This is a genomic window from Anaeromyxobacter terrae (assembly GCF_022690685.1).
Classification (GTDB): domain Bacteria; phylum Myxococcota; class Myxococcia; order Myxococcales; family Anaeromyxobacteraceae; genus Anaeromyxobacter; species Anaeromyxobacter terrae.
This window is the reverse complement of the sequence record NZ_JALCYY010000072.1, coordinates 1-22,061: the sequence shown is the minus strand read 5'-3', so window position 1 is coordinate 22,061 and position 22,061 is coordinate 1. Positions and strand designations below refer to the sequence as shown.

The 22,061-nt window shown below is 71.4% G+C and carries 24 protein-coding genes; 4 read left to right on the top strand and 20 right to left on the bottom strand.

Features of this window, described 5'->3' with window-relative positions:
- The 6 genes from MNY62_RS22205 to mutY all read right to left on the bottom strand — a co-directional run.
- On the bottom strand, positions 1–153 hold a 153-nt coding region (locus MNY62_RS22205), incomplete at its 3' end, for a GTP-binding protein (RefSeq protein WP_242346526.1).
- A 34-nt stretch (positions 154–187) separates the two neighbouring features.
- Positions 188–2,281 carry an elongation factor G gene (gene fusA / locus MNY62_RS22200; RefSeq protein WP_242346525.1) on the bottom strand — a complete coding sequence of 698 codons (2,094 nt, stop codon included), beginning with the start codon at positions 2,279–2,281 and terminating at the stop codon, positions 188–190.
- Positions 2,282–2,451: 170 nt separating this feature from the next.
- Positions 2,452–2,922 (bottom strand): 30S ribosomal protein S7, encoded by a 471-nt coding sequence (gene rpsG, locus MNY62_RS22195; RefSeq protein WP_242346524.1) that lies wholly within the window; start codon positions 2,920–2,922, stop codon positions 2,452–2,454.
- A gap of 26 nt (positions 2,923–2,948) precedes the next feature.
- A complete protein-coding gene (gene rpsL, locus MNY62_RS22190; RefSeq protein WP_242341481.1) occupies positions 2,949–3,320 on the bottom strand; it encodes a 30S ribosomal protein S12 in 372 nt (123 codons plus the stop codon).
- Between the two features lie 165 nt (positions 3,321–3,485).
- Entirely contained in the window at positions 3,486–4,580 is a 1,095-nt protein-coding gene (locus MNY62_RS22185) for a class I SAM-dependent methyltransferase (RefSeq protein WP_242346523.1), read from the bottom strand.
- A 38-nt stretch (positions 4,581–4,618) separates the two neighbouring features.
- Entirely contained in the window at positions 4,619–5,776 is a 1,158-nt protein-coding gene (mutY, locus tag MNY62_RS22180) for an A/G-specific adenine glycosylase (protein WP_242346522.1), read from the bottom strand.
- 88 nt (positions 5,777–5,864) lie between these two features.
- On the opposite strand from mutY, the gene MNY62_RS22175 reads away from it, so the two are divergent.
- Complete coding sequence (locus MNY62_RS22175; RefSeq protein ID WP_242346521.1) at positions 5,865–6,722, top strand: DUF1206 domain-containing protein; 858 nt, start codon at positions 5,865–5,867, stop codon at positions 6,720–6,722.
- A 70-nt stretch (positions 6,723–6,792) separates the two neighbouring features.
- On the opposite strand, the gene MNY62_RS22170 is transcribed toward MNY62_RS22175, so the two are convergent.
- Positions 6,793–7,398 carry a superoxide dismutase gene (locus MNY62_RS22170; RefSeq protein WP_242346520.1) on the bottom strand — a complete coding sequence of 202 codons (606 nt, stop codon included), beginning with the start codon at positions 7,396–7,398 and terminating at the stop codon, positions 6,793–6,795.
- A gap of 335 nt (positions 7,399–7,733) precedes the next feature.
- Here MNY62_RS22170 and mtgA point away from each other — a divergent pair, with 335 nt between their 5' ends.
- Positions 7,734–8,594, top strand: a complete 861-nt coding sequence (gene mtgA, locus MNY62_RS22165; protein ID WP_242346519.1) for a monofunctional biosynthetic peptidoglycan transglycosylase — start codon at positions 7,734–7,736, stop codon at positions 8,592–8,594.
- 17 nt (positions 8,595–8,611) lie between these two features.
- Here mtgA and MNY62_RS22160 read toward each other — a convergent pair whose 3' ends face one another.
- From MNY62_RS22160 to MNY62_RS22145, 4 genes are all read right to left on the bottom strand, one after another.
- Entirely contained in the window at positions 8,612–9,559 is a 948-nt protein-coding gene (locus tag MNY62_RS22160) for a hypothetical protein (protein WP_242346518.1), read from the bottom strand.
- Positions 9,560–9,685: 126 nt separating this feature from the next.
- On the bottom strand, positions 9,686–10,624 hold the full coding sequence (locus tag MNY62_RS22155; RefSeq protein WP_242346517.1) for an NAD-dependent epimerase/dehydratase family protein: 939 nt from the start codon (positions 10,622–10,624) through the stop codon (positions 9,686–9,688).
- A gap of 27 nt (positions 10,625–10,651) precedes the next feature.
- Positions 10,652–11,593 (bottom strand): UDP-glucuronic acid decarboxylase family protein, encoded by a 942-nt coding sequence (locus MNY62_RS22150; RefSeq protein WP_242346516.1) that lies wholly within the window; start codon positions 11,591–11,593, stop codon positions 10,652–10,654.
- 12 nt (positions 11,594–11,605) lie between these two features.
- Positions 11,606–11,797, bottom strand: coding sequence for a ribbon-helix-helix domain-containing protein (locus MNY62_RS22145; protein ID WP_242340019.1), 192 nt, complete (start codon positions 11,795–11,797; stop codon positions 11,606–11,608).
- Positions 11,798–11,847: 50 nt separating this feature from the next.
- On the opposite strand from MNY62_RS22145, the gene MNY62_RS22140 reads away from it, so the two are divergent.
- Positions 11,848–12,354, top strand: a complete 507-nt coding sequence (locus tag MNY62_RS22140) for a hypothetical protein (RefSeq protein ID WP_242346515.1) — start codon at positions 11,848–11,850, stop codon at positions 12,352–12,354.
- Here the strand turns inward: MNY62_RS22140 and MNY62_RS22135 are convergent.
- Positions 12,345–12,848, bottom strand: coding sequence for a hypothetical protein (locus MNY62_RS22135; protein WP_242346514.1), 504 nt, complete (start codon positions 12,846–12,848; stop codon positions 12,345–12,347). The genes MNY62_RS22140 and MNY62_RS22135 overlap by 10 nt on opposite strands.
- 29 nt (positions 12,849–12,877) lie before the next feature.
- Here MNY62_RS22135 and MNY62_RS22130 point away from each other — a divergent pair, with 29 nt between their 5' ends.
- Positions 12,878–13,702: a tetratricopeptide repeat protein gene (locus MNY62_RS22130; RefSeq protein WP_242346513.1), complete on the top strand. Its 825-nt coding sequence runs from the start codon at positions 12,878–12,880 to the stop codon at positions 13,700–13,702.
- A 36-nt stretch (positions 13,703–13,738) separates the two neighbouring features.
- Here the strand turns inward: MNY62_RS22130 and MNY62_RS22125 are convergent, their stop codons facing one another.
- From MNY62_RS22125 to MNY62_RS22090, 8 genes are all read right to left on the bottom strand, one after another.
- Positions 13,739–14,290 carry a 2-oxoacid:acceptor oxidoreductase family protein gene (locus MNY62_RS22125; protein WP_242346512.1) on the bottom strand — a complete coding sequence of 184 codons (552 nt, stop codon included), beginning with the start codon at positions 14,288–14,290 and terminating at the stop codon, positions 13,739–13,741.
- A 21-nt stretch (positions 14,291–14,311) separates the two neighbouring features.
- The gene (locus MNY62_RS22120; protein ID WP_242346511.1) at positions 14,312–15,190 is read right to left on the bottom strand and encodes a 2-oxoacid:ferredoxin oxidoreductase subunit beta; all 879 of its coding nucleotides are present in this window, start codon (positions 15,188–15,190) and stop codon (positions 14,312–14,314) included.
- Positions 15,187–16,350: a 2-oxoacid:acceptor oxidoreductase subunit alpha gene (locus MNY62_RS22115; RefSeq protein ID WP_242346510.1), complete on the bottom strand. Its 1,164-nt coding sequence runs from the start codon at positions 16,348–16,350 to the stop codon at positions 15,187–15,189. The genes MNY62_RS22120 and MNY62_RS22115 overlap by 4 nt, the downstream gene beginning before the upstream one ends.
- A 9-nt stretch (positions 16,351–16,359) precedes the next feature.
- Positions 16,360–16,632, bottom strand: a complete 273-nt coding sequence (locus MNY62_RS22110) for a 4Fe-4S dicluster domain-containing protein (protein WP_242340026.1) — start codon at positions 16,630–16,632, stop codon at positions 16,360–16,362.
- 298 nt (positions 16,633–16,930) lie between these two features.
- Positions 16,931–17,980: a 2-oxoacid:ferredoxin oxidoreductase subunit beta gene (locus MNY62_RS22105; RefSeq protein ID WP_242346509.1), complete on the bottom strand. Its 1,050-nt coding sequence runs from the start codon at positions 17,978–17,980 to the stop codon at positions 16,931–16,933.
- Between the two features lie 23 nt (positions 17,981–18,003).
- Positions 18,004–19,869 carry a 2-oxoacid:acceptor oxidoreductase subunit alpha gene (locus MNY62_RS22100; protein ID WP_242346508.1) on the bottom strand — a complete coding sequence of 622 codons (1,866 nt, stop codon included), beginning with the start codon at positions 19,867–19,869 and terminating at the stop codon, positions 18,004–18,006.
- A 191-nt stretch (positions 19,870–20,060) separates the two neighbouring features.
- Positions 20,061–21,446 carry an FAD-binding oxidoreductase gene (locus MNY62_RS22095; protein ID WP_242346507.1) on the bottom strand — a complete coding sequence of 462 codons (1,386 nt, stop codon included), beginning with the start codon at positions 21,444–21,446 and terminating at the stop codon, positions 20,061–20,063.
- A partial coding sequence (locus MNY62_RS22090; protein WP_242346506.1) for an SDR family NAD(P)-dependent oxidoreductase occupies positions 21,443–22,061 on the bottom strand: 619 nt, incomplete at its 5' end. The genes MNY62_RS22090 and MNY62_RS22095, both read right to left, overlap by 4 nt.

The window sequence follows — 22,061 nt, the reverse complement described above, 5'->3', positions numbered from 1 at the left end:
GTCGATCTGATCGTACGCCATGAACTGCGCGCGACCCTTCGTCGCGCAGTACTTCGTGATGGCGGCCGTCAGCGTCGTCTTGCCGTGGTCGACGTGACCGATCGTCCCGACGTTCACGTGCGGCTTGTTGCGCTCGAACTTCTCCTTGCCCATGACTTCCTCTCTTTCCTGTCCGAGGCCTGGCGGCCTACTTGGTGGCCGCGGCGGTGCCCTTCGCCTTGGAGACGATGGTTTCCGCGATGTTGTTCGGGACCTGCGCGTAGTGCTTGAACTGCATCGAGTAGGTTGCGCGGCCCTGCGTCTTGGAGCGGAGGTCGGTGGCGTAGCCGAACATCTCCGCGAGCGGCACGAGCGCCTCGATGATCTGGACGCCCGTCCCGGGGTTCATCGACTGGATCTTGCCGCGGCGCGAGTTCAGATCGCCGATGACGTCGCCCATGTAGTCGTCGGGGGTCGTGACCTCGACCGCCATGATCGGCTCGAGGAGGATCGGCTTCGCCTTCGCGGCGCCATCCTTGAAGCCCATCGAGCCGGCGATCTTGAACGCCATCTCGGACGAGTCGACGTCGTGGTAGCTGCCGTCGAAGACCTCGATCTTGATGTCGACCACCGGGTAGCCCGCGAGCACGCCGCTCGTCATGGCCTCCTCGATGCCCTTCTGGATCGGGTTGATGAACTCCTTCGGGATCGAGCCGCCGACGGTGGCGTTCACGAACTCGAAGCCCTTGCCCGGCTCCTGCGGGATGAGGCGCAGCCAGCAGTGACCGTACTGGCCGCGGCCACCGGTCTGGCGGATGTACCGGCCCTCGGACTCGACCTGCTTCGTGATGGTCTCGCGGTAGGCGACCTGCGGCTTGCCGACGTTCGCCTCGACCTTGAACTCGCGGAACATGCGGTCGACGAGGATCTCGAGGTGGAGCTCGCCCATCCCGCCGATGATCGTCTGCCCCGTCTCCTCGTCGGTGTGCACGCGGAAGGACGGGTCCTCCATCTGGAGGCGGTTCAGCGCGACGCCCATCTTGTCCTGGTCGGCCTTCGACTTGGGCTCGATGGCGACGTGGATCACCGGCTCCGGGAACTCCATCCGCTCGAGGATGACCGCGGCCGACTCGTCGCAGAGCGTGTCGCCCGTGGTGGTCGCGCGGAGGCCGACCGCAGCGGCGATGTCGCCGGCGTAGACCTCCTTGATCTCCTCGCGCTTGTTGGCGTGCATCTGGAGGAGCCGGCCGATGCGCTCCTTCTTGTCCTTCGTCGCGTTGTAGACGTAGGAGCCCGCCTCGAGCTTGCCCGAGTAGACGCGGAAGAACGTGAGGTTCCCCACGAACGGGTCGTTCATGATCTTGAACGCGAGCGCGGCGAACGGCTCCGAGTCGGCGGTGGCGCGGGTGACCTCGTCGCCCTTCGACGTCACGCCCTTCACCGCCGGGACGTCGAGCGGGCTGGGCAGGAAGTCGACCACGGCGTCGAGGATCTGCTGGACGCCCTTGTTCTTGAAGGCCGTGCCGCAGATGACCGGGAAGAACCTCATCTCGAGCGTGCCCTTGCGCAGGCCGCGGAGGAGCTCCTCCGACGTGAGCGCGTGGCCGTCGAGGTACTTGTGCATCAGCTCGTCGTCGACCTCGGCGGCGGCCTCCTCGAGCTTGGAGCGGTACTCGGCGGCCTGCTCCCGGAGGTTCTCCGGGATCTCGACCTCCTGGTACTTCGCGCCCATCGTCTCATCGTCGAAGGTGATGCCCTTCATCTTGATGAGGTCGACCATGCCGCGGAACTTGTCCTCGGCGCCGATCGGGATCTGGAGCGAGACCGGGCGCGCGCCGAGCTTCTGCTGGATGGTCTGGACGGCGCGGAAGTAGTCGGCGCCGATGCGGTCCATCTTGTTGATGAAGCAGATGCGAGGGACCTTGTACTTGTCCGCCTGCCGCCAGACCGTCTCGGACTGGGGCTGGACGCCCTGAACGGCGTCGAACACCGCGCACGCGCCGTCGAGCACGCGGAGCGAGCGCTCCACCTCGATGGTGAAGTCGACGTGCCCCGGGGTGTCGATGATGTTCAGGCGGTGTTCACGCCAGAACGCGGTCGTCGCGGCGGAGGTGATGGTGATGCCGCGCTCGCGCTCCTGCTCCATCCAGTCCATGACGGTCGTGCCCTCATGGACCTCACCGATCTTATGAGTGACGCCGGTGTAGAAGAGGATGCGCTCGGTCGTAGTCGTCTTGCCGGCATCGATGTGAGCCATGATGCCGAAGTTGCGATAACGCTCGAGTGGACTGGTGCGAGGCATCTGATCGTTCCTTCGAATCCTTCGTGCGTGCGCAAGACCGGTTCGCCGGATCCCTCCGGCGACACCGCGATACCGACCGAGCTGTCAAAGAGCGAAGCGGGTCCGACCGTCCCAGGAACCCTGGCCGGCAGAACCGGCCCCTGCTCTTCCTCGATCCTCCTCCGACCCTCTCACCAGCGGTAGTGCGCGAAGGCCTTGTTCGCCTCCGCCATCTTGTGCGTATCCTCGCGCTTCTTCACCGCGTTCCCGCGGTTGTTCGCGGCGTCGATGATCTCGCCGGCGAGCTTCTCCTGCATCGTCTTCTCGCCGCGGGCCTTCGAGTAGTCGATCAGCCAGCGCATTGCAAGCGCGGTGCGACGATCCTGGCGAACCTCGACCGGCACCTGGTACGTGGCGCCGCCGACGCGGCGGCTCTTCACCTCGACGACCGGCTTCACGTTGTCGAGGGCCTTCTTGAAGATCTTGAGCGGATCGTCCTTGAGCTTCTGCTCGACCTGGTCGAACGCGCCGTAGATGATGCGCTCGCCGGTGGACTTCTTGCCTTCGCGCATCAGGTTGTTGACGAACTTCGCCACGACCCGGTCCTGGAACTTCGGATCGGGCAGAATCTTCCGCTTCTCGACTTCGCGACGACGAGGCATCGGACCTTATCCTTGTTCTTCTCGAGCTAGCTCGGGCGCTTCGCGCCGTACTTCGAGCGGCTCTGCTTGCGGCCCTGCACGCCGACGGCGTCGAGGGTCCCGCGGACGATGTGGTAGCGGACGCCCGGGAGGTCCTTCACGCGGCCACCGCGGATGAGGACCACCGAGTGCTCCTGCAGGTTGTGGCCCACGCCGGGGATGTAGCTCGTCACCTCGAAACCGTTCGTGAGGCGGACGCGGGCGACCTTGCGGAGCGCCGAGTTCGGCTTCTTGGGCGTCGTGGTGTAGACGCGCGTGCAGACGCCGCGCTTCTGCGGCGACTCCTTGAGCGCGGGCGCCTTCTTCTTCGTGAGGAGCTTCTCGCGCCCCTTGCGCACCAGCTGGCTGATCGTCGGCATCTTGAGCGAGCTCTTTTCCCAACAAAAACGCGCCGGAATCGTGGAACCGGGCGCGTGTGGACAAATCCCGTCTTAAGGGCGGCGGATTATACGGGGGCGCGTTCGGGAGTCAAGCCCTTCCGCGCGCTTGCGCGTGTCGACCGCCCGGCGACCGCGCGAAGGGGCTCATTCTCCCGCACGAGGAGAGCAGAGCACGTAGTGGAAGACGTCCCGCTTGCCGTGCTCGCTGTAGCCCCAGTGCTCGTGGAGCTCGTGGAAGCGGATCTCGAACCCCGCCCTGTCGAGCTGGCGGGCGAGCGCCTCGCGCGACGGGAACCAGCGCGATTGGCCGTCCCAGTTCACCCACACGTCGGGCCGGTAGAGCGGCAGCCCCTGCCCTTCCCACACCGAGCCCGCGCCCTTGATGCCGAACGCGAAAAATCCGTCTCCTTCGCTGGCGAGGAGCAGCCGGCGCACGAGCGCGTGGATGCGAGCGAGCTCGCCGGACGAGAAGTAGTGCAGGCTCGAGTACGAGTAGACGAGGTTCGCGCCGGCCGCCTGCTCGGGCGGCCGCTCGAGCACCTCCGCGAAGTCTCCAGCCACGAGGGCGGGCACGACCGGGGGCCGCTCGCGCTCCACGCGGGCGCGGAAGGCATCGAGCGCGTCCTGCGAGACGTCGACGCCCGCGTAGCCGTCCACGGCGGACGCACCGAGGAAGCCGAACGCGTCGTTCCCCACCCCGCAGCCGAGCTCGAGGACGCGCAGCCGCTCGCCGCGCGCGCCGAGCTCCTCGAGGAGCCGCCACACGAGCGGGTTCGGCTCTCGCGTGCGAGTGAACCCGTAGGCGAGGTGCGGCTCCCGGTAGAGCCGCCCCCAGTCGAAGCGGAGATCGAGCATGAAGCGCGCGTAGGCCAGCGCGTCGCGCTCGCGCCCCGCGGAGAGGAGCGCGTCGAGGACGGCGAGCAGGAACCCGGGGAGATCGAGCGCGTCGCCGTGCTCCGCTCGCGCGAGCCACAGCGCCGTCGCGAGATCGCCGGAGCGGACGGTCACGAACTCCGGCACGTGACGCGCGAGCCGCCGCTGATCCGCCGGGAGCCGCGCGAGGCGCGGCGCGAGCGCGGCGCGGAGGGCCTCGGTCGCGCCGGGCGGCGCGGCCGTTCCCCACTCCGCCGGCAGCCCCAGCGCTGCGACCTCCGCCGAGAGCGCGGCGAGGACGCGCTCGGGATCTCCGTACCCCGAGTCGAGGAGCAGGTCGCGACGGCGCGTGAAGTTGGCGGGCATCCGGCCTCCTGATAGCGCGGCGAGGGCGGCGCCGCACGTCAGGCGGGGGCGCGACGGCGCCGGGTGGGGTCGCCCCTCCCCGCCCGGCGCTCGCGGGCGGCGTCGGGCGTGCGAGCGGGCCAGCCGGCGGCCGCGAGCAGTGCGCGCGTGGCGGCCGAGAGGCCGATCCCGTCGAGCGCGCCGGGCGCCGCGAGCCGGACGTCCTCGCGGGGCGCGAACGTCGCCGGGACCTCGCAGCGGAACGCGCGGAGCTCGAGGTCCCGGTGCGTGAGCGTGCGCTCGACCTCGGCGAGGAGCTCCCCCACCGCCGCCTCCTCGCCGAAGCGCGCCCGCAGCGCTCTCCGGAGCGCGGCCGTCCCCTCCCCGCTGCTCGCGCCGGTCACCTCCACGGCGGGCAGATCCCACAGCCCGCCGAGGAGCCCGCCGGGCGCGCGACGGACCAGCACGAGCGCGCCCTCCACCTCCGCGAGGGCGCACGCGATCACCGCCGCCCGGCGCGCCCCGCGCCGCCGGGGCGGCGGGATCTCCGCGGCGCGCCCCGCGCGGTGAGCGGCGCAGGCGCTCCGCACCGGGCACCGCGCGCAGGCGGGAGCGGGCTTGCGGCACACCGTCGCCCCGAGCTCCATGAGCGCCTGGTTGAAGTCGCCCGGCCGATCCTCCGGGACGAGCTCGGCCGCGAGCGCCCACAGGCCGCGCTGCACCGCCGGCGCGCCCGGCTCGCCGTCGACGCAGAAGATCCGCGCGAGCACCCGCGCCACGTTCCCGTCCACCGCCGGCGCGGGCAGCGCGAAGGCGATGCTCGCGACCGCGCCCGCCGTGTACGGGCCGAACCCTGGGAGGGCGCGCAGCGCCTCGACCGAGGGTGGCAGGCCGCCGTGGCGCGCGAGCGCGGCGCGCGCGGCGGCGAGCAGGTTCCGGCAGCGCGCGTAGTAGCCGAGCCCGCTCCAGAGCGCGAGCACGTCGTCGTCGTCCGCCGCGGCGAGCGCGGCGAGGGTCGGGAACCGCGCGACGAAGCGCTCGAAGTAGGGCACCACCGTCGCGACCTGGGTCTGCTGGAGCATCACCTCCGCGAGCCAGACGCGGTACGGGTCCGCGCCGTGCTGCGGGGAGCGCCACGGCAGCGCGCGGCAGCCCGCGTCGTACCAGGCGAGGAGGCGGCGGCGGAGCGCGGCGCGGCGGCCCGGCGGGACGATCACGCGGCCGAGGGTACGGCCGGCCTTCGGGGCGGGTCAACGAAGGCGCCGGCGGGCGGCCGGGCGGCGGCGTGGCCAGCTTGATCGTCGGATGCGCGGCGCAGGCGAGGTCTGGTCGGAGGTGGAGCGGGCGGGCGGCCGGTCGACGCGGCGCCCCTGGGTCCAGGCGCTCGCGCGCGCGGGCTTCGCCGCGAAGGGCGCCGTGTACGCCGTCATCGGCACGCTCGCGCTCCGCCTCGCGCTCGGCGAGGGCGGGCGGGCCACCGACTCGAAGGGCGCGATCGCCACGCTCGCCCACGCGCCGCTCGGTGGCGCGCTCGTCGGGGCGCTCGCGATCGGGCTCGTCGGGCTGGCCCTCTGGTTCGTGATCGAGGCGATCGCGGATCCCGGAGGCCAGCGCCGCCGCGGCGCCTGGGCGATCCTCTCGCGTGTCGGCCAGGGGATCGGCGGTCTCGGCTACGCCTCGCTCGCCCTCGCCGCCGTCCGCCTCGCCACCGGCGGGGGCGCCGGGCGGAGCGGGAACGCCGCCGCGCGCAGCTGGACCGCTCGCGCGCTCGAGCTCCCCGCCGGCCGCGTCCTCGTCCTCGCCGGCGCGGGGATCGTGATCTTCGTGGGCGCGCGGCAGATCTGGACCGGCCTCGGGCGGAAGTTCCTCAGGCACCTGGACCTCGCGCGCGCGGGCCCGTGGGTTCGGCGCTGGGGGGCCACCCTCGGCGCCGTCGGCTTCACCACCCAGGGCGTGGTGTTCACGCTCGTGGGCCTCTTCTTCGCGCAGGCGGCGCTCGAGCGCGCCCCACGCGAGGCGACCGGGTTCGATGGCGCGCTCGCGACGCTCGCGCACCAGCGGCCTTACGGCGCCGCGCTCCTCGCGGCCGCGGCGCTCGGCCTCCTCGCCTACGCGGCGTTCGCGTTCGTCGAGGGCCGCTACCGGCGCCTGTCCGCGCGCTGACGGTTTCCCGAGACGACGAGGCCCGGACCGCTCGCGCGATCCGGGCCGGGAGATGCGATCGGGGCGACGCCTAGGCTATCCGCTTCTCGATCGCCTGCCAGTTCAGGTTCTTGAAGAAGGCGTCGACGTACTTCGCGCGCTCGGTGGCGAGGTAGTCGCGCATGAAGGCGTGCTCCCACCCGTCCATGACGAGGACGGGCTTGAAGCCGACCGGCACGTTGTCCTGGTGCAGGTTGATCCAGTGGTTCGAGAGCCAGCCGGTCGACGGGTCCTGGAACGTCATCGCCCAGCCGACCCCCGGCATCGTCGCGATGGCGCGGAAGTCGGCGAGCCAGGTCTCGTACTTCCCGAACGACGCCTCGAGCGCCTTGCGCAGCTTCCCGCCCGCGGGAGGCTCCGCCTGCGCGCCCGGCGCGAGGTTCTCGAAGTAGTACTCGTGGTTCACCATGCCGCTGTACTCGAAGCCGAGGCGCCGGGTGAGCTCGGCGAACACCGGATCCGCGCCGGACGCCTTGCCGTCGTTGCACATGCCCTGCAGCTTCTCCGTGAGGGCGTTCGTGCGCTTCACGTAGCCCTCGTAGAGCTTCAGGTGCTCCTCGACCTGCTTGTCCGAGATGCCGTTGAGCCCCCGGACCTTGGAGTAGTCGCGCGGGGTGTAACGCTTCACGTCAGCCATGTTCCCTCCGTGGGCCTGCGGGCCGTGAGCGGCCGTACGGTGCCGTTTTCGGTGAGCGGGAGGTAGTTGCGGGTCCCGGATGCGTCAAGGCGCCGAACGGGGGCCCGAACGGGATGACCATTCACGGTGAGGCAACCTCGGCGCCGTGATGGCGGCCGAAGGCCCGCCCGCGGGCTCCCTCGGCGCGAGCTCGGCGACGTTCGGCCTCCACCACCCGGTGGTCTGTCCGGAGGAGGGACACCGCTGCGGCGCGGACGCCGCGCTCGCGGAGCGCCATCGCCTCCCGCGCCGCACGCCTGGCACCCGCGTCCCCGCGAATGCTATAGCTCCGCCGCATGCCATCCCGGGCCCGCGCCCCCGGGCGCCGCGTCCGCCGCCTCGCCCTCGCCCTCGTCGCACTCGTCCTCGCCACAGCCGCCGCGCTCGGCGGCCTCTGGCTCGCCACGCCCGACCCGGGTCCGCTCGCCCGCGAGAACCCGCGCACGACGGCCCTCATCGCGCAGCGGCAGGCCGAGGCGAAGGCCCGCCGGCGCGCCTTCCGGCCGCGCCAGGCCTGGGTCGGCCTCGATCGCGTGTCCCCGCGCCTCGTCGAGGCGGTGCTGGCCTCCGAGGACGCGAACTTCTTCGGCCACGAGGGGCTCGACTGGGAGGCGATCCGGCTCGCCGCCGAGCATGACCTCAAGGAGCACCGGTTCGCCCGCGGCGCCTCCACCCTCACCCAGCAGCTCGCCAAGAACCTCTGGCTCGGCACCGAGAAGAGCCTGCTGCGCAAGGCGAAGGAGGCGGTGCTCGCGGCGAAGCTCGAGCGCGCCCTCTCCAAGCGGCGCATCCTCGCCCTCTACCTCAACGTGGCGGAGTGGGACGACGGCGTCTTCGGCGTCGAGGCGGGCGCGCGCGCGCGGTTCGGCGTCTCCGCCGCCTCGCTCTCGACGGCGCAGGCCGTCGTGATGGCGTCGATCCTGCCCGCGCCGCGGAAGGTGGACCTCGCGAACCCGTCCTCCTGGCTGAAGCACCGCGCCCGGCGCCTCCTCGACCGCATGCGCGCGGCCGGCCGCGTGACCGCGGAGGAGCACCTCCGCGCGAGCAGCGAGCTGGAGCGAATCCTCGCCGGCCCCACGCCGGCCGACGACCTCGAGGAGCCGCCCGAGGACGACGCCCCGCTCGCGCCCGCCCCCGTCGCGGCGAGCGCCGGGTAGCGCGCCGCCCCGCGGCGCTACGGGAGCGTCACGTCCGCGAAGAGCGCCGGGACGAACGCGCAGGCGCCCTCGTTCCCGGCGAGCGGGTCGTCGTCGTAGAGGAGCGCGAAGCCCAGCGCGGCGCCGCTCCAGCATTCGCTCGCGCGGTACTGGAGCCCGGCGGACACCCACTGCGCGTCCCCGCGGCCCGCGCCGCCGGCGTCCCAGCGCGAGCGGAGCGACAGGTTCCGCGGCGTCGCCTCGATCGTGTCGAGGGCGACCTGCAGCTCGCCGCCCGCGCCCGTCGCGCGGAAGGCGTACACCGCGTCCAGCCGGGCGGGGTCCTCGGGATCGCGACAGCGCGCCCCGAGCGCGGTCGCGTCCACGCGGATGGCCGCGCGCGCGTCGTACGCGACCTCGAGGCGGCCGAAGTCCTCCTGCTGCCACCCTGCGGCGTGGTCGAGCGCGGCCGCAGCGTCGAAGTCCACCGCGAAGGAGCCGTTGCCGCGAGACGGCTCGACACCCGGGTACGCCACGCCCGCCACGATCGGCGCGAACGGCGCCCGGGCGTCCGATCCCCGGCGCGCGTCGAGGGCGTAGGACCAGCCCGCGCCGTCTCGACGCGCCACGAGGCGCCACACGTTCAGCCCCTCGCGATCCGCCCAGGGTCCCCAGGTGCAGGCGAGGACGTCGCACGTCGTCGGCGGCAGGGAGGCGACCGCGCGCAGCCGCCCGAGGGTCCACGCGACGCCCGCGTTCACGGTCGTCGCCGTCCAGAAGGTGGTCCGAGCGTAGCCGGAGCCGAACGTCGGGGCGGCGGCGACCACCTCCGCGGTGGTCGCGGTCGGCGAGGGCGACGGGGCCGGGGTCGCGATCCGGATCGCCGCCTCCTCGGGGAGGGCGGAGCGGAGGCCGTCGGCGTCGGTCTGCACCTGCGCCTGGCACGCGGCGAGGAGCACGGCGGCGAGCGCGAGCGTCGTCCTCATCGACTCCTCCTGGCGACGGCGGGCGGGACGGCCCGAACGTCGCCGGAGCATGCCAGCGCGCGGAGGTGGCAGGGAAGGCGCCGATGTGGGAGGGCGGCGAAGCTCCCGCCGCCCGGGGGCACCACGTCACGCGGCCTTGCGCCGCGCCGCGAACCACTCGAAGGTGCGCGCGAGCCCCTCCGCGAGCTTCACCTCCGGTCTCCAGCCGAGGGCCGCGGCGGCGCGCGCCGGGTCGATGCACGAGCGCTTCTGCTCGCCGAGGCGGGGCGCGGCGTGCTCGGCGGGCCGATCGGACCGCGCCGCCCGCGCGATGTGCGCGTAGAGCTCGTTCACGTCCGTCTCGACGCCCGTGCCGACGTTGAGCGGCCCGTCGTAGCGCTTCTCCGCGGCGAGCAGGTTCGCGCGCGCGACGTCGCCCGCGAAGACGTAGTCGCGCGTCTGCCCGCCGTCCCCGAAGATCGTGCACGGGCGTCCTTCGAGCAGACGCCCGCAGAAGATCGCGACCACGCCCGCCTCGCCGTGGGGATCCTGGCGCGGACCGTACACGTTCGAGTAGCGGAGCGCGGTGAACGGGATCCCGTAGTTCGCGCGGTAGACGCCGAGGTACAGCTCGCTCGCCGCCTTCGCCGCGCCATAGTGGGAGACGGGCAGCTGCGGGTGCTCCTCCGGCGTCGGCACGCGCCCGGTGTCGCCGTAGGTGGCGCCGCCGGAGGACGCGAAGAGGACGTGCTCGACGCTCTTCGCCTCGACCGCCCCCTGCATGAGGTTCAGGAGCCCGCCGATGTTCACGTCCGCGTCGAAGCGCGGGTCCGCCATCGAGCGGCGGACGTCGATCTGGGCGGCGTGGTGGCACACCACCTGCGGCCGCTCCTTCTTCAGCACCTCGAGCGCCGCGGCGCTGCGCACGTCCACCGGGTAGAAGCGGGCCGCGGCGGGCACGTTCTCGCGCTTCCCCGACGAGAGGTCGTCGAGGATCGCCACGTCCCACCCCGCCTCGAGGAACAGATCCGCGATGGTCGACCCGATGAACCCCGCCCCGCCCGTGATGAGAATCCGCTTCGCCACCTCGCCTCCCCTCCGTTCACCCACCGTTCAAACGCGCTCGCGGAACCACGCGATGGTCCGCCGCATGCCTTCCTCGAAACCCACCCTCGGCTCCCAGCCCAGGACCTCCTTCGCGCGCGTGATGTCCGGCCGGCGCACGCGCGGGTCGTCCTCGGGGAGCGGCTCATGGACGATGGGACAGTGGCTCCCGACGAGCCGCTGCACCGCCTCGGCGAACTGCAGCACCGTCATCTCGTGCGGGTTCCCGATGTTCACGGGGTCCTGGAAGCGCGAGTGCAGGAGCCGCCAGATCCCCTCCACGTTGTCGTCCACGAAGCAGAAGCTCCGGGTCTGGGTGCCTTCGCCGAACACGGTGATCGGCTGCCCGCGGAGCGCCTGCGCCACGAAGGTGGGCACGATCCGCCCGTCGTCCAACCGCATCCGGGGGCCGTACGTGTTGAAGATGCGCGCGATCCGGACGTCCACCTGCTCGTAGCGGCGGTAGGCGACGGTGATCGCCTCTGCGAAGCGCTTCGCCTCGTCGTAGACAGCGCGCGGCCCGATGGGGTTCACGTTCCCCCAGTAGGACTCGCGCTGCGGATGCTCGAGGGGATCGCCGTACACCTCGGACGTCGAGGAGAGCACGAAGGGCGCGCTCGCCCGCTTCGCGAGCCGCAGGGCGTTCTCGACCCCGTGAGAGCCGACGTGGAGCGTCTCGAACGGGTGCTTCAGGTAATCGATCGGCGAGGCGGGCGAGGCGAAGTCCAGGACTGCGTGGACCGGGCCGGTGATCCCGTCCAGCGGGTCGCAGATGTCCGACTCGATGAAGTCGAAGCGCGGCTCGCGGGAGAGGTGCTCGAGGTTCCGCCGCGTGCCCGTGATGAGGTTGTCCACCCCGGTGACGCGCCAGCCCTCCCCGAGCAGGCGGTCGGTGAGATGGCTGCCGATGAATCCTGCCGCCCCGAGGACGACTGCGCGCTTCTCGCTCATTCGTGGTGGAATCTACTTCTTCGCGCCGAGGTCATCGAGCGTCAGCTGTCCGGGGAGCGCCTGGCGGTACTTCTCGAGCACCAGGTCGATGCCCTGCCGGATGTACTCCGCGACGGGCACACGGGTGCGCTCGTGCAGGAGCTTGAGGCGCTCGTTCTGCTCGGGCGTGATGTAGACGGTCGTCGAGATCTTTTTCCGGGCCATGGCGGCTCCGGCGAACCTATGTGACCATCGGTATAGTGTCAAATACCGTCATGTGTAAGCTCCCTGCCCTGATCGCCGCCCTGGCGGGGCTCGCCTGCAGCGCGCCCCGCCCGCTCCCTGCGTCCGCGCCCGCCGCGAAGGCCGCCCGCCGCCCCTTCACCGCCGCTCCCGCCGGCACGCCGTCGGGGACGCCGGAGGACCAGGACGGCGACGGTCGCCCCGACGCCTGGGTGACGCGCGGCCCCGACGGCTCGCCCACGCGCCTGGCCTACGACCTCGACCGCGACGGCGCGCCCGACGTGGTGCTCGTGTTCGAGAACGGCGCGCTCGTGCGACAGGAGCTCGCGTACCGGCTCGACGGCGTTCCGCCGACCTGGACGTTCTTCGAGCGGGGCGAGCTCGTCGGCAAGGAGCGTGACACCGACGGCGACGGACGGCCCGACCTGTGGGAGCGCCATGCGCACGGCGTGCTCCAGCGCGTCGAGGTCGACACGAACCGCGACGGGACCCCGGACCGGACGGAGCGCGCCGGCGCGGCTCAGGCGGATCAGAAGTAGAAGCTCGCTCCGAGCGTCAGCTCCGGGCGCCAGCCCTCCCCCGCCGCGCGGCGGAGGCTCGCGCGCGCCGCGAGCGCGGCGTCCCTCCGCGCGAACCACTCGAGGCCCGCTCCCGCCGCGGCGGCAACCCCGCTCGCAGGCGCCGCGGCCTCCCACCCGGCGGCGTGGGCCCACCCCAGCTCGAGCTGGAGCTGGGGACGGAGCGGGTCGGTGCCGAACGACCACCGGAGCCCAGCCGTACCCTCGACGCGCCGGGCCGTCCCGCGGCCGGAGGGCTCCGCCGCGGTCCCGAACGCGAGGCGCGCGACGGCGTCGACCGGCCCCTCGAGCCACGCGGTCGCCAGGATCGCGACGGGAACCGAGGCGCGGGAGGCGTCGCCCACCGGCAAGGAGATCCCGGATTCCACGGAGATGGAGCGGTTCGAGAGCTGGGCGGCGGCCGGTGAGCAGGCGGCGAGCAGGGCCAGGACGGCGAGGCGGAGGAAGGGTCGCATGCGGCACGGTCGGAGCAAGAAGCGCGCGCATGCCCGCTCGCCGCGCCTGTCTCGCCTTCCGCGCCCTCGCCCCGACCCTCGCCGTGCTCTCGCTCGTCGCCTGCGCCGGGCGCGCGGCCGTGCACCCCCGCGCCGCCGAGGAGGTCCGCCGCGGGTTCGCCTACCTGGACGCGGCGGACCCCGAGCGCGCCGGGGTCGCCTTCTCGCACGCGCTCGAGTTCGATCCGCAGTTCCCGGAGGCGCTGAACGGACTCGGCATCGTGGCCCGGCGCGAGGGCGATCTCGAGGCCGCGAGGCGGCGCTTCGAGCGCGCGGTCCGGCTCGCGCCGGACTTCGCCGAGGGCCACGCGAACCTCGGGGAGACGCTCCTCGCCGCCTCGCGGGACGAGGCGGCCCTGGAGGAGCTGCGAGCGGCGCTCCGCATCGACCCCGACCTCGCCGACGCGCGACAGAACCTCGCCCGGGCGCTGCTGCGGCGCGGCCTGGATGAGCCGGATCGTCCGGCCCGCTGGGCGGAGGCGCGGCGAGAGTACCTGCACCTCCTCGAGGCGGACCCGGCTCGCGCCGCCGCGCACCACGACCTCGCGTTCATGGACTACGTCGAGGAACGCTTCGCGCGCGCCGAGGCGGGGTACCGGCGCGCCGCGGAGCTCGAGCCGGAATCGCACGAGGCGCTCCACGGGCTCTGCATCTCGCTCGTGCGGCTCGGCCGCTGCGCCGAGGCGGCGCGCGCCTGCGAGCGGTGCCTCGAGGTCGCCCCGGGGGCCGACGCCTGCCGCACGAGCCTGCGCGGTGCGCACGCGTGCGCGGCGCCGTGCGTGCCGCGGCCTGACCGGACGACGCGCCGCGGGTAAGCCCCGCGGCGCGCCGGATGCCGAAGCGCGTCGTCGCTAGGCCTTCGCGACGAGCTTCTTCCCGTGATCGAAGCCGCGCTGGAACGCCTTCATGTTGAGGTCGATGGTGGCCGGGGGGACGGAGTCCTTGACCGCCTCCCTCGCCGCCTCCTCGCTCACGATGCCCGTCACGGCGGTGAAGAACCCCACCATGACGATGTTCATCACCATCTTCCTGCCGAGCTCCTCGGCGATGCGCGTCGCCGGGACGGCGAACACCTTCACCGTGCTCGGCAGCCCGGTCGGCTTCACGAGCTCCTCCTCGATGAGGAGCGTCCCGTCCGGCCGGAGCTCGGGCGAGAACTTCGCGAACGCGTCCTGCGACATCGCCACCATGAGGTGCGGCTTCTGCACGTACGGGTAGAGGATCGGCTCGCTGTCGACGACCACCTGCGCGCTGCAGGCAGAGCCGCGCGCCTCGGGGCCGAAGGCCTGCGTGAGGCACGAGTGCTTGCTGTCGAACAGCGCCGCCGCCTTGCCGATGATGATGCCGCCCAGGATGACGCCCTGGCCGCCCAGCCCGCCGATCTTGATCTCCGTGGGACCCATTTCCATTTCTCCTCTGGGCGTTTACGCCTGCGACTTCGCGGCGCCGGGCGAGACGTACGGCACGTACTTCGCGCCGAGCGCCTCCTTGTACCGCTGATCCATCGCGTCCTCGAGCGTCGGCCGCTCGCGGTCGACGAACTTGCCGACCGTGATCTCCTTGCGGTAGTCGAGCGCGACCTCGCGCGTGTCGACCCCGTTACGGATGACGCTCTTCTCCTTGTAGAACTTCATCTCGTCGAGCCCCTCGCCGAGCTTGTTGCGGCGGAGGTACAGCGTGGGGCACGGCGCGGCGATCTCGATGAAGCGGAAGCCGCGCTTGTTGATGGCCTCGGCCATCGACTTCGCGAGCTGCTTCACGTGGTACGCCGTCCACCGGGCGACGTAGACCGCGCCGCAGGAGTCGGCGAGCATCGGCATGTTGAACGTCTGCTCGAACGCGCCGTACGGCGTGGTCGAGGCGATCGCCGGGCGGAACGTGGTCGGCGTCACCTGGCCGCCCGTCATGCCGTAGGTGAAGTTGTTCACCATCACGACGAGGAGGTCCGCGTTGCGGCGGGCCGCGTGGATGAAGTGGTTGCCGCCGATGGCGGACAGGTCGCCGTCACCGGAGTAGACGACCACCTTCAGGTCCGGGCGGGCGAGCTGCAGGCCCGTCGCGAACGGGATGGCGCGGCCGTGCGTCGTGTGGAACGAGTCGACGTTCAGGTAGCCGGCCACGCGCCCGGTGCAGCCGATGCCCGAGACGACCGCCAGGTTGTCGAGCGGGATCTTGGACTCGTCGAGCGCGCGCGCGAAGCAGTTCACCGTCGTGCCGATGCCGCAGCCCGGGCACCAGATCGACGGCATGCGCTCCATGCGCAGGTACTTGTTGACGGGGTTCTCCTTGACCGGCGCGCTCATCGAACGGCTCCCACAATGGCGTTGGTGATGACCTGCGGATCGTGAACGGTGCCGCCGACGTGCGGGACCGGGACGACCTTGGTCCGGCCCTCGACGATGCGCTGCACCTCGAGCACCATCTGGCCCAGGTTCAGCTCGGGGACGACGAACGCCTTCACCTTCTTGGAGAGCTGGAGGATCTCCTTCTCCGGGAAGGGCCAGGCGGTGATGAGCCGGAAGGAGCCGACCTTCACGCCCTGGGCGCGCGCCTGCTGCATGGCGCGCTCGGCGATGCGCGAGGTGATGCCGTAGGAGACGACCACGACCTCGGCGTCGTCGAGGTCCTTCGCCTCGTACTTCACGATCTTGTCGGCGTTGAGGACGATCTTGTTCCAGAGCCGCATCTGCATCTTCTCGTGCTCGGGGACCGTCATCTTCGGGTAGCCACGCTCGTCGTGCGTGAGGCCCGTGACGTGGATGCGGTAGCCGTCGCCCGGCTTCACCATCTCGGGGACGAGGCTGCCCTCGGCGGGCGCGAAGAGCTTGAACTCGCCGGGCGGCTTCTTCGTCCAGCGGCGCTCGGTGACCTTGATCTCCGCGTCGTCGGGGATGACCACCTTCTCGGTCATGTGCCCCACCACCTCGTCGAGCATCACGAGGACCGGGACGCGGAACTCCTCGGCCATGTTGAACGCGTCCACGGTGAGGTCGAAGCACTCCTGCGGCGAGTTCGGGCAGAGCGCGATGAGGCGGTAGTCGCCGTGCGACCCGAACCGCGCCTGCATCATGTCGCCCTGCGCGGGCTGCGTCGGGAGACCCGTCGACGGGCCGGCGCGCTGCACGTTGAAGAACACGCACGGCGTCTCGGTGATCGCGGCGAGGCCGATGTGCTCCATCATGAGCGAGAAGCCGGGGCCCGACGTGACGGTGCAGGCCTTCGCGCCGCCCCACGCGCCGCCGAGCAGCGCGATCGACGCGGCGAGCTCGTCCTCGAACTGGAGGAAGCGACCGCCGACGAACGGGAAGCGCTGCGCGAGCCGCTCGACCACCTCGGTCGAGGGCGTGATGGGGTAGCCGGCGGCGAAGCGGCAGCCGGCGGCGATGGCGCCCTCGCTGCAGGCGTGGTCACCGTCCAGGTAGTGGCTGCCGGTGAGGGTTCCGGAAGAGTTCGCGTTTGACATTCGTGGCTCCTAGGCGGCGGCCGAGTCGAGCTTCTCGCGGTAGCCGTAGATCGAGAAGTCGGGGCAGAAGAGGCCGCACATGTCGCAGCCGTTGCAGAGCTCGGGCTTCGCGAGGAAGGGCGGGTGGTAGCCCTTCGCGTTGTAGCCCTTCTCGAGGTCGAGGGCGTGGAGCGGGCAGAACTCGACGCAGAACCCGCAGCCCTTGCAGTTCTCGCGGTTCACGACCACGACGCCTTTGAACTTCTTGTCCTTCTTCGCCGCCGGTGAAGCTGCTGTCGTCATAGCGCTCCTCTGGAGCGTCCGGGCCGGCATGGTCCGGTCACGCTGGGAGAGTGCCGGGGTCAGTACTACGTCGACCCACGGCGGCGCCTGGACCCAGGTCAATCGAGCGGAGATTTCCCCGCGAATCGATTGCGCATTTCATCGACCCATTTGCTCGACGTTTGGTCGACCGCGCGCCTCCACGATGTGACGCGCACGGCCCCCTCGCCCGCGCAAAGGCGCGCAGGGGCCCGAAAACACGAAGGCCCTCCCCCGGACGCGGGGAAGGGCCTTCGAGGCGCGCGACGCGGCGGTCGCGCTAGCCGATCGTCCAGGTGTCGCCGCCGGCGAGCAGCTTCTCGAGCGACGCGTCGGGCTTCTTCGCCTTGGCGCCGTCGATGATCTGCCAGGTCAGCTCCTCGCAGGTCGGCATCCGCACGTCGCGGAAGACGCCGATCGGCGTGGGGAACCCGGGCTTCATCGAGAGGTTCGCGAGCATGAACGCGATCGTCGGATCCTCGCGCTTCGCGTCGTGGACGAGGATGTCCTTCTCGGTCACGCCGTTCTCCCCGATCGTCACGACCTCGAGCTCGGCGCTCTGCGGGTTGAAGCGGATGCCCTTCTTGCCGTCCTTGCCGAACACGAGCGGCTTGCCCTGCTCCATCCGCAGGAGCGCGTCCGCCTTCACCGCCTTGTCGGTGAGGAACTCGTAGGCGCCGTCGTTGAACACCGGGCAGTTCTGGAAGACCTCCACGAGCGTGCTGCCCTTGTGCTCCGCCGCCGCCTTGAGGACGCCGCCCATGTGCGCGCCCTCGACGTCGATCGTGCGCGCGACGAACGTCGCGCCTGCGCCGAGCGCGAGCGCCGGCGGGTTGAACGGGTAGTCCGGCGAGCCGTGCGGCGTGGTCTTGGTCTTCTTGCCGAGCTCGGAGGTCGGGGAGACCTGGCCCTTCGTGAGCCCGTAGATGCGGTTGTTGAACAGCAGCATCTTGAGGTCGAGGTTCCGCCGCATCGCGTGGATGAAGTGGTTGCCGCCGATGGCGAGCGCGTCGCCGTCGCCGGTCACGATCCACACCTGCAGCTCGGGCCGCGAGACCTTGAGGCCCGAGGCGAAGGACGGCGCGCGGCCGTGCAGGGTGTGCATCCCGTAGTTGTTCATGTAGTACGGGAAGCGGGACGAGCAGCCGATGCCGGAGATGAAGACGATGTTCTCGCGCTTCACCCCGACGGCCGGCAGCGCGCGCTGCACCTGGTTGATGATCGAGTAGTCGCCGCAGCCAGGGCACCAGCGCGGATCGACGCCGGACTCGAAGTCCTTCTTCGTGTAGGTCGGGAGAGCGGTATTCACGTTCTGTCCATTCGTGCTCATGGTGGTCGTCCTTTCCGGCTCTCTCAGAGGACCTCGAGGACCTTGCCCACGAGCTCGCCGATCTTGATGGGCTTGCCGTTGATCCGGTTGAACTGCAGCGGATCGACACCCGGGAACTTGCCGCGCAGGTAGAAGGCGAGCTGCCCGTCGTTCACCTCGGGCACGAACACCTTCTTGAAGCGCTTCAGCACCTCGCCGAGGTTCTTCGGGAGCGGGTTCAGCCAGCGGAGGTGCACGTGGCTCACGGCCTTGCCGCGGGCCTGCAGCTCCTCGGCGGCGCCGCGGACCGCGCCGAACGTGCCGCCCCAGGAGACGAGCAGGAGGTCCCCGCTCGCCGGGCCGAACGTCTCGACGTCCGGGACGTCCTCCACGACGTTGCGGATCTTCTGGGCCCGCGTCTTCACCATGCGCTCGTGGTTCATGCCGTCGTACGACACCATGCCCGAGAGCGAGTCCTTCTCGAGGCCGCCGACGCGGTGCTCGAGGCCGGGCGTGCCCGGGACCGCCCAGGGCCGCACGAGCTTGTCGTCGCGCAGGTACGGCATGTACTGCGCGCCGTCCGCGTAGTTGGGGACGGTCTGGTACTTCACCTGGAGCTTGGGCAGCTCGTCGAGGCTCGGGATCTTGAAGGGCTCCGAGCCGTTCCCGAGGTAGCCGTCGGTGAGCAGGAGCACCGGCGTCATCCACTTCGTGGCGATCTTCATCGCCTCGATCGCCGACCAGAAGCAGTCCGCCGGGCTCTGCGCCGCGAGGACCGGCATCGGCGCCTCGCCGTGGCGGCCGAAGAGCGCCATGAGCAGGTCCGCCTGCTCGGTCTTCGTCGGCATGCCCGTGGACGGTCCGCCGCGCTGCACGTTCACGATCACGAGCGGCAGCTCGGTGATCACCGCGAGGCCCATCATCTCGGTCTTGAGCGCGAGCCCCGGGCCGGAGGTGGAGGTGCAGGCGAGCGCGCCGCCGAAGGCGGCGCCGATGGCGGAGCCGATGCCGGCGATCTCGTCCTCGGCCTGGTACGTCACCACGCCGTGCTCCTTGAAGTACGACATCTCCTGGAGGATCTCGGTGGCCGGCGTGATGGGGTAGCTGCCGAGGAACACCTGCCTGCCCGTGAGCCGCGCGACCGTGGCGAAGCCGAGCGCGGTGGCGAAGTTGCCGGTCACGCTGCGGTAGGTGCCCGCGGCGAGCTTCGACTTCGGCACCTGGTACCGCTGGTAGAACACCTCGGACGTCTCGCCGTAGGCGTGGCCCGCCTTGAAGACGGCCGCGTTCGCCGCGGCGAACTCCGGCTTCTTCGCGAACTTCCGCTGGATGGCCTCGAGCTGCGGCTCGATCGGCCGGCTGTAGAGCCAGTACATGAGGCCGAGCGCGAAGTAGTTCTTGCAGCGCGCGACCTCCTTCGACGACAGCCCCGAGCCCGCGAGCGCGGTCTCGGTGAGCTTGTTCATGTCGACGGGGACGAGCTTGTACGTCTGCGTGAGCGCGGCGTCCTCGAGGGGGTTCGTCTTGTAGCCGGCCTTCTCGAGGTTGGCCGCCGTGAAGGCGCCGGCGTTCACGAGCAGCATGCCGCCCGGCTTGAGATCGGCGAGGTTCGTCTTGAGCGCCGCCGGGTTCATCGCGACGAGCACGTCGGGCGCGTCGCCGGGGGTGTGGATCTCCCGCGCGCCGAAGTTCACCTGGTATCCCGACACGCCGTAGAGCGAGCCGGCGGGCGCACGGATCTCCGCGGGGTAGTCCGGGAACGTCGCGAGGTCGTTGCCGGCGAGCGCGCTCGCCCGGGTGAACTCCGTCCCGGTGAGCTGCATGCCGTCGCCGGAGTCGCCGACGAAGCGGATGGTGACGGCCTCGACCTGCTCGACCGTGTGCTTTCCCGCGGAAACTTGCGTGGACATGTGTCCTTTCGTCCTTTCAGAGAGTGCGCGCGAAGCGATGGCCCGGCGATCGAGCCGGGCCGGCCTTGACTTCATGCCGGATTGCCCCGGCGAAGTCAAACCTAACCCCCTGAAATGACGTGGGGATTGTGGACCGGCCTTGTCCCCAATCAATCTGATCAGAAGATCGGATCCGCGCGTCCGATGCCGCCTCAGGCGGGGAACATCTTCCCCGGGTTGAGGATTCCGAGGGGATCGAAGACCGCCTTCAGGCGGCGCTCCAGCGCGACGACCTCCCTGCCCTGCTCGTACTCGAGGAAGTCGCGCTTCGCGAGGCCGACCCCGTGCTCGCCGGTGATGGTGCCGCCGAGATCCACGGCGGCGCGCAGGATCTCCGCGACCGCGAGGTCGACCCGGGGGCGCTCCTCCGCCCGATCGAAGAGCACGTTGCAGTGGAGGTTGCCGTCGCCGGCGTGCCCGTACGTCGCGACGACGAGGCCGTGCCGCGCCCCGATCGCCTTCGCGCGCTCGACCATCGCCGGGATCTTCGAGCGCGGGACGGCGACGTCCTCCGAGAGCTTCATCGGGTGGAGCGCCTTCAGGTTCACCGAAAGGTAACGGCGCGTCTCCCACACGTCGCGCCGCTGCGCCTCGTTCTGGGCGACGATCACCTCGCCGGCCGCGTCGCCCTGCACGATCTCGGCGACGCGGACGATCTCCGCGAAGACGCCCTCCTCGTCGTTGCCGTCGGTCTCCACGAGGAGCGCGGCCCCCGCTCCCGCGGGGAACCGGAACGGCGAGGTCTTCGCCGCGGCGGCGAGCGAGATGTCGTCGAGGAGCTCGAGGCAGCGCGGGATCACGCCCTGCGCGAGCACGCGCGAGACGGCGCGGGCGGCGCTCGCGACCGAGTCGAACACCACGAGCGCGGTCGAGACGTGGCGCGGGCGCGGCAGGAGCTTCAGCATCACCTCGGTGACGATCCCGAGCGTCCCCTCGCTGCCGACGAACAGTCCGGTCAGGTCGTAGCCGGCGACGCCCTTGATGCTCCGGTGGCCGACCTTCACGATCTCGCCGGTCGGGACGACCGCGGTGAGCCCCAGCACGTACTCGCGGGTCACGCCGTATTTGAGCGCGCGCGGCCCGCCCGCGTTCTCGGCGACGTTGCCGCCGATGGTGCACATCTCGAGCGAGTTCGGGTCCGGCGGATAGAAGAGCCCGTGCTCCTCGACCGCCGCCTGGAGCTGGCCCGTCACGACGCCGGGCTCGACGCGGGCGACGAGGTCCTCGGGCGAGATCTCGAGGATCCGGTTCATCCGCTCGAGCGAGACCGCGATCCCGCGCTGCACCGCCAGCACGCCACCCGACTTGCCGCTCCGCGCGGCCACCGGGACGACCGGCACGCGGTGCGCGCTCGCGATCCGGAACACCTCCCGGACCTCCTCGGCGGACTCGACGAGCACCGCCACGTCGGGCGGGTACGCGCCGAGGTCGGACTCGTCGCGGCCGTACGCCTCGAGCCGCTCGGGGTCGAGCGTGAGGCGCTCGGCCGGGAAGGCGCGGGCGAGGTCCTGCAGCGCCGCGGCGACGGGCCCGGTCATCCGAACACCTCCAGGTTGGCGGCGGTGATCGCGGCCGGCGCGTCGAGCGCCGCGAAGACCACGACGCGCGCCACGTCCTCGGGGGTCATGGCCGGCGCGAACGGCGTCGCCTTCAGCATCTCGGTGTCGGTGCTGCCGGGCGAGACCGCCACGCACTGCACGCCGTGCGAGCGCAGCTCCTCGGCGAGGCACTTCGTGAGCCCGATGAGGCCCCACTTCGAGGCGTTGTACGCGCTCGCGGCCGCGGTCCCGAGGGTCCCCGAGATCGAGGCGACGTTCACGATCCGGCCGCGCTGCCGCGCCTTCATGCCGGGGATCACCGCGCGGGCGCAGAGGAACGCGCCGGTGAGGTTCACCTCGAGCACCTCGCGGAACGCCGCCGGGGTGAGCTCCTCGGCGAGCCCGCGCGCGACCACGCCGGCATTGTTCACGAGCAGGTCGATCGGCCCGAGGGCCCGCTCGTGCGCCGCGACGAGGCGGGCCACGTCGTCCTCGCGCGAGACGTCGCCCGCCACCGCGAGCGCCGCGCCGCCCTCCGCGACGAGCGCGTCCACCTGGCCTGCCGTCCGGGCGAAGACCGTGACCGCGATCCCGCGGGCGGTGCGCGCGCGCGCC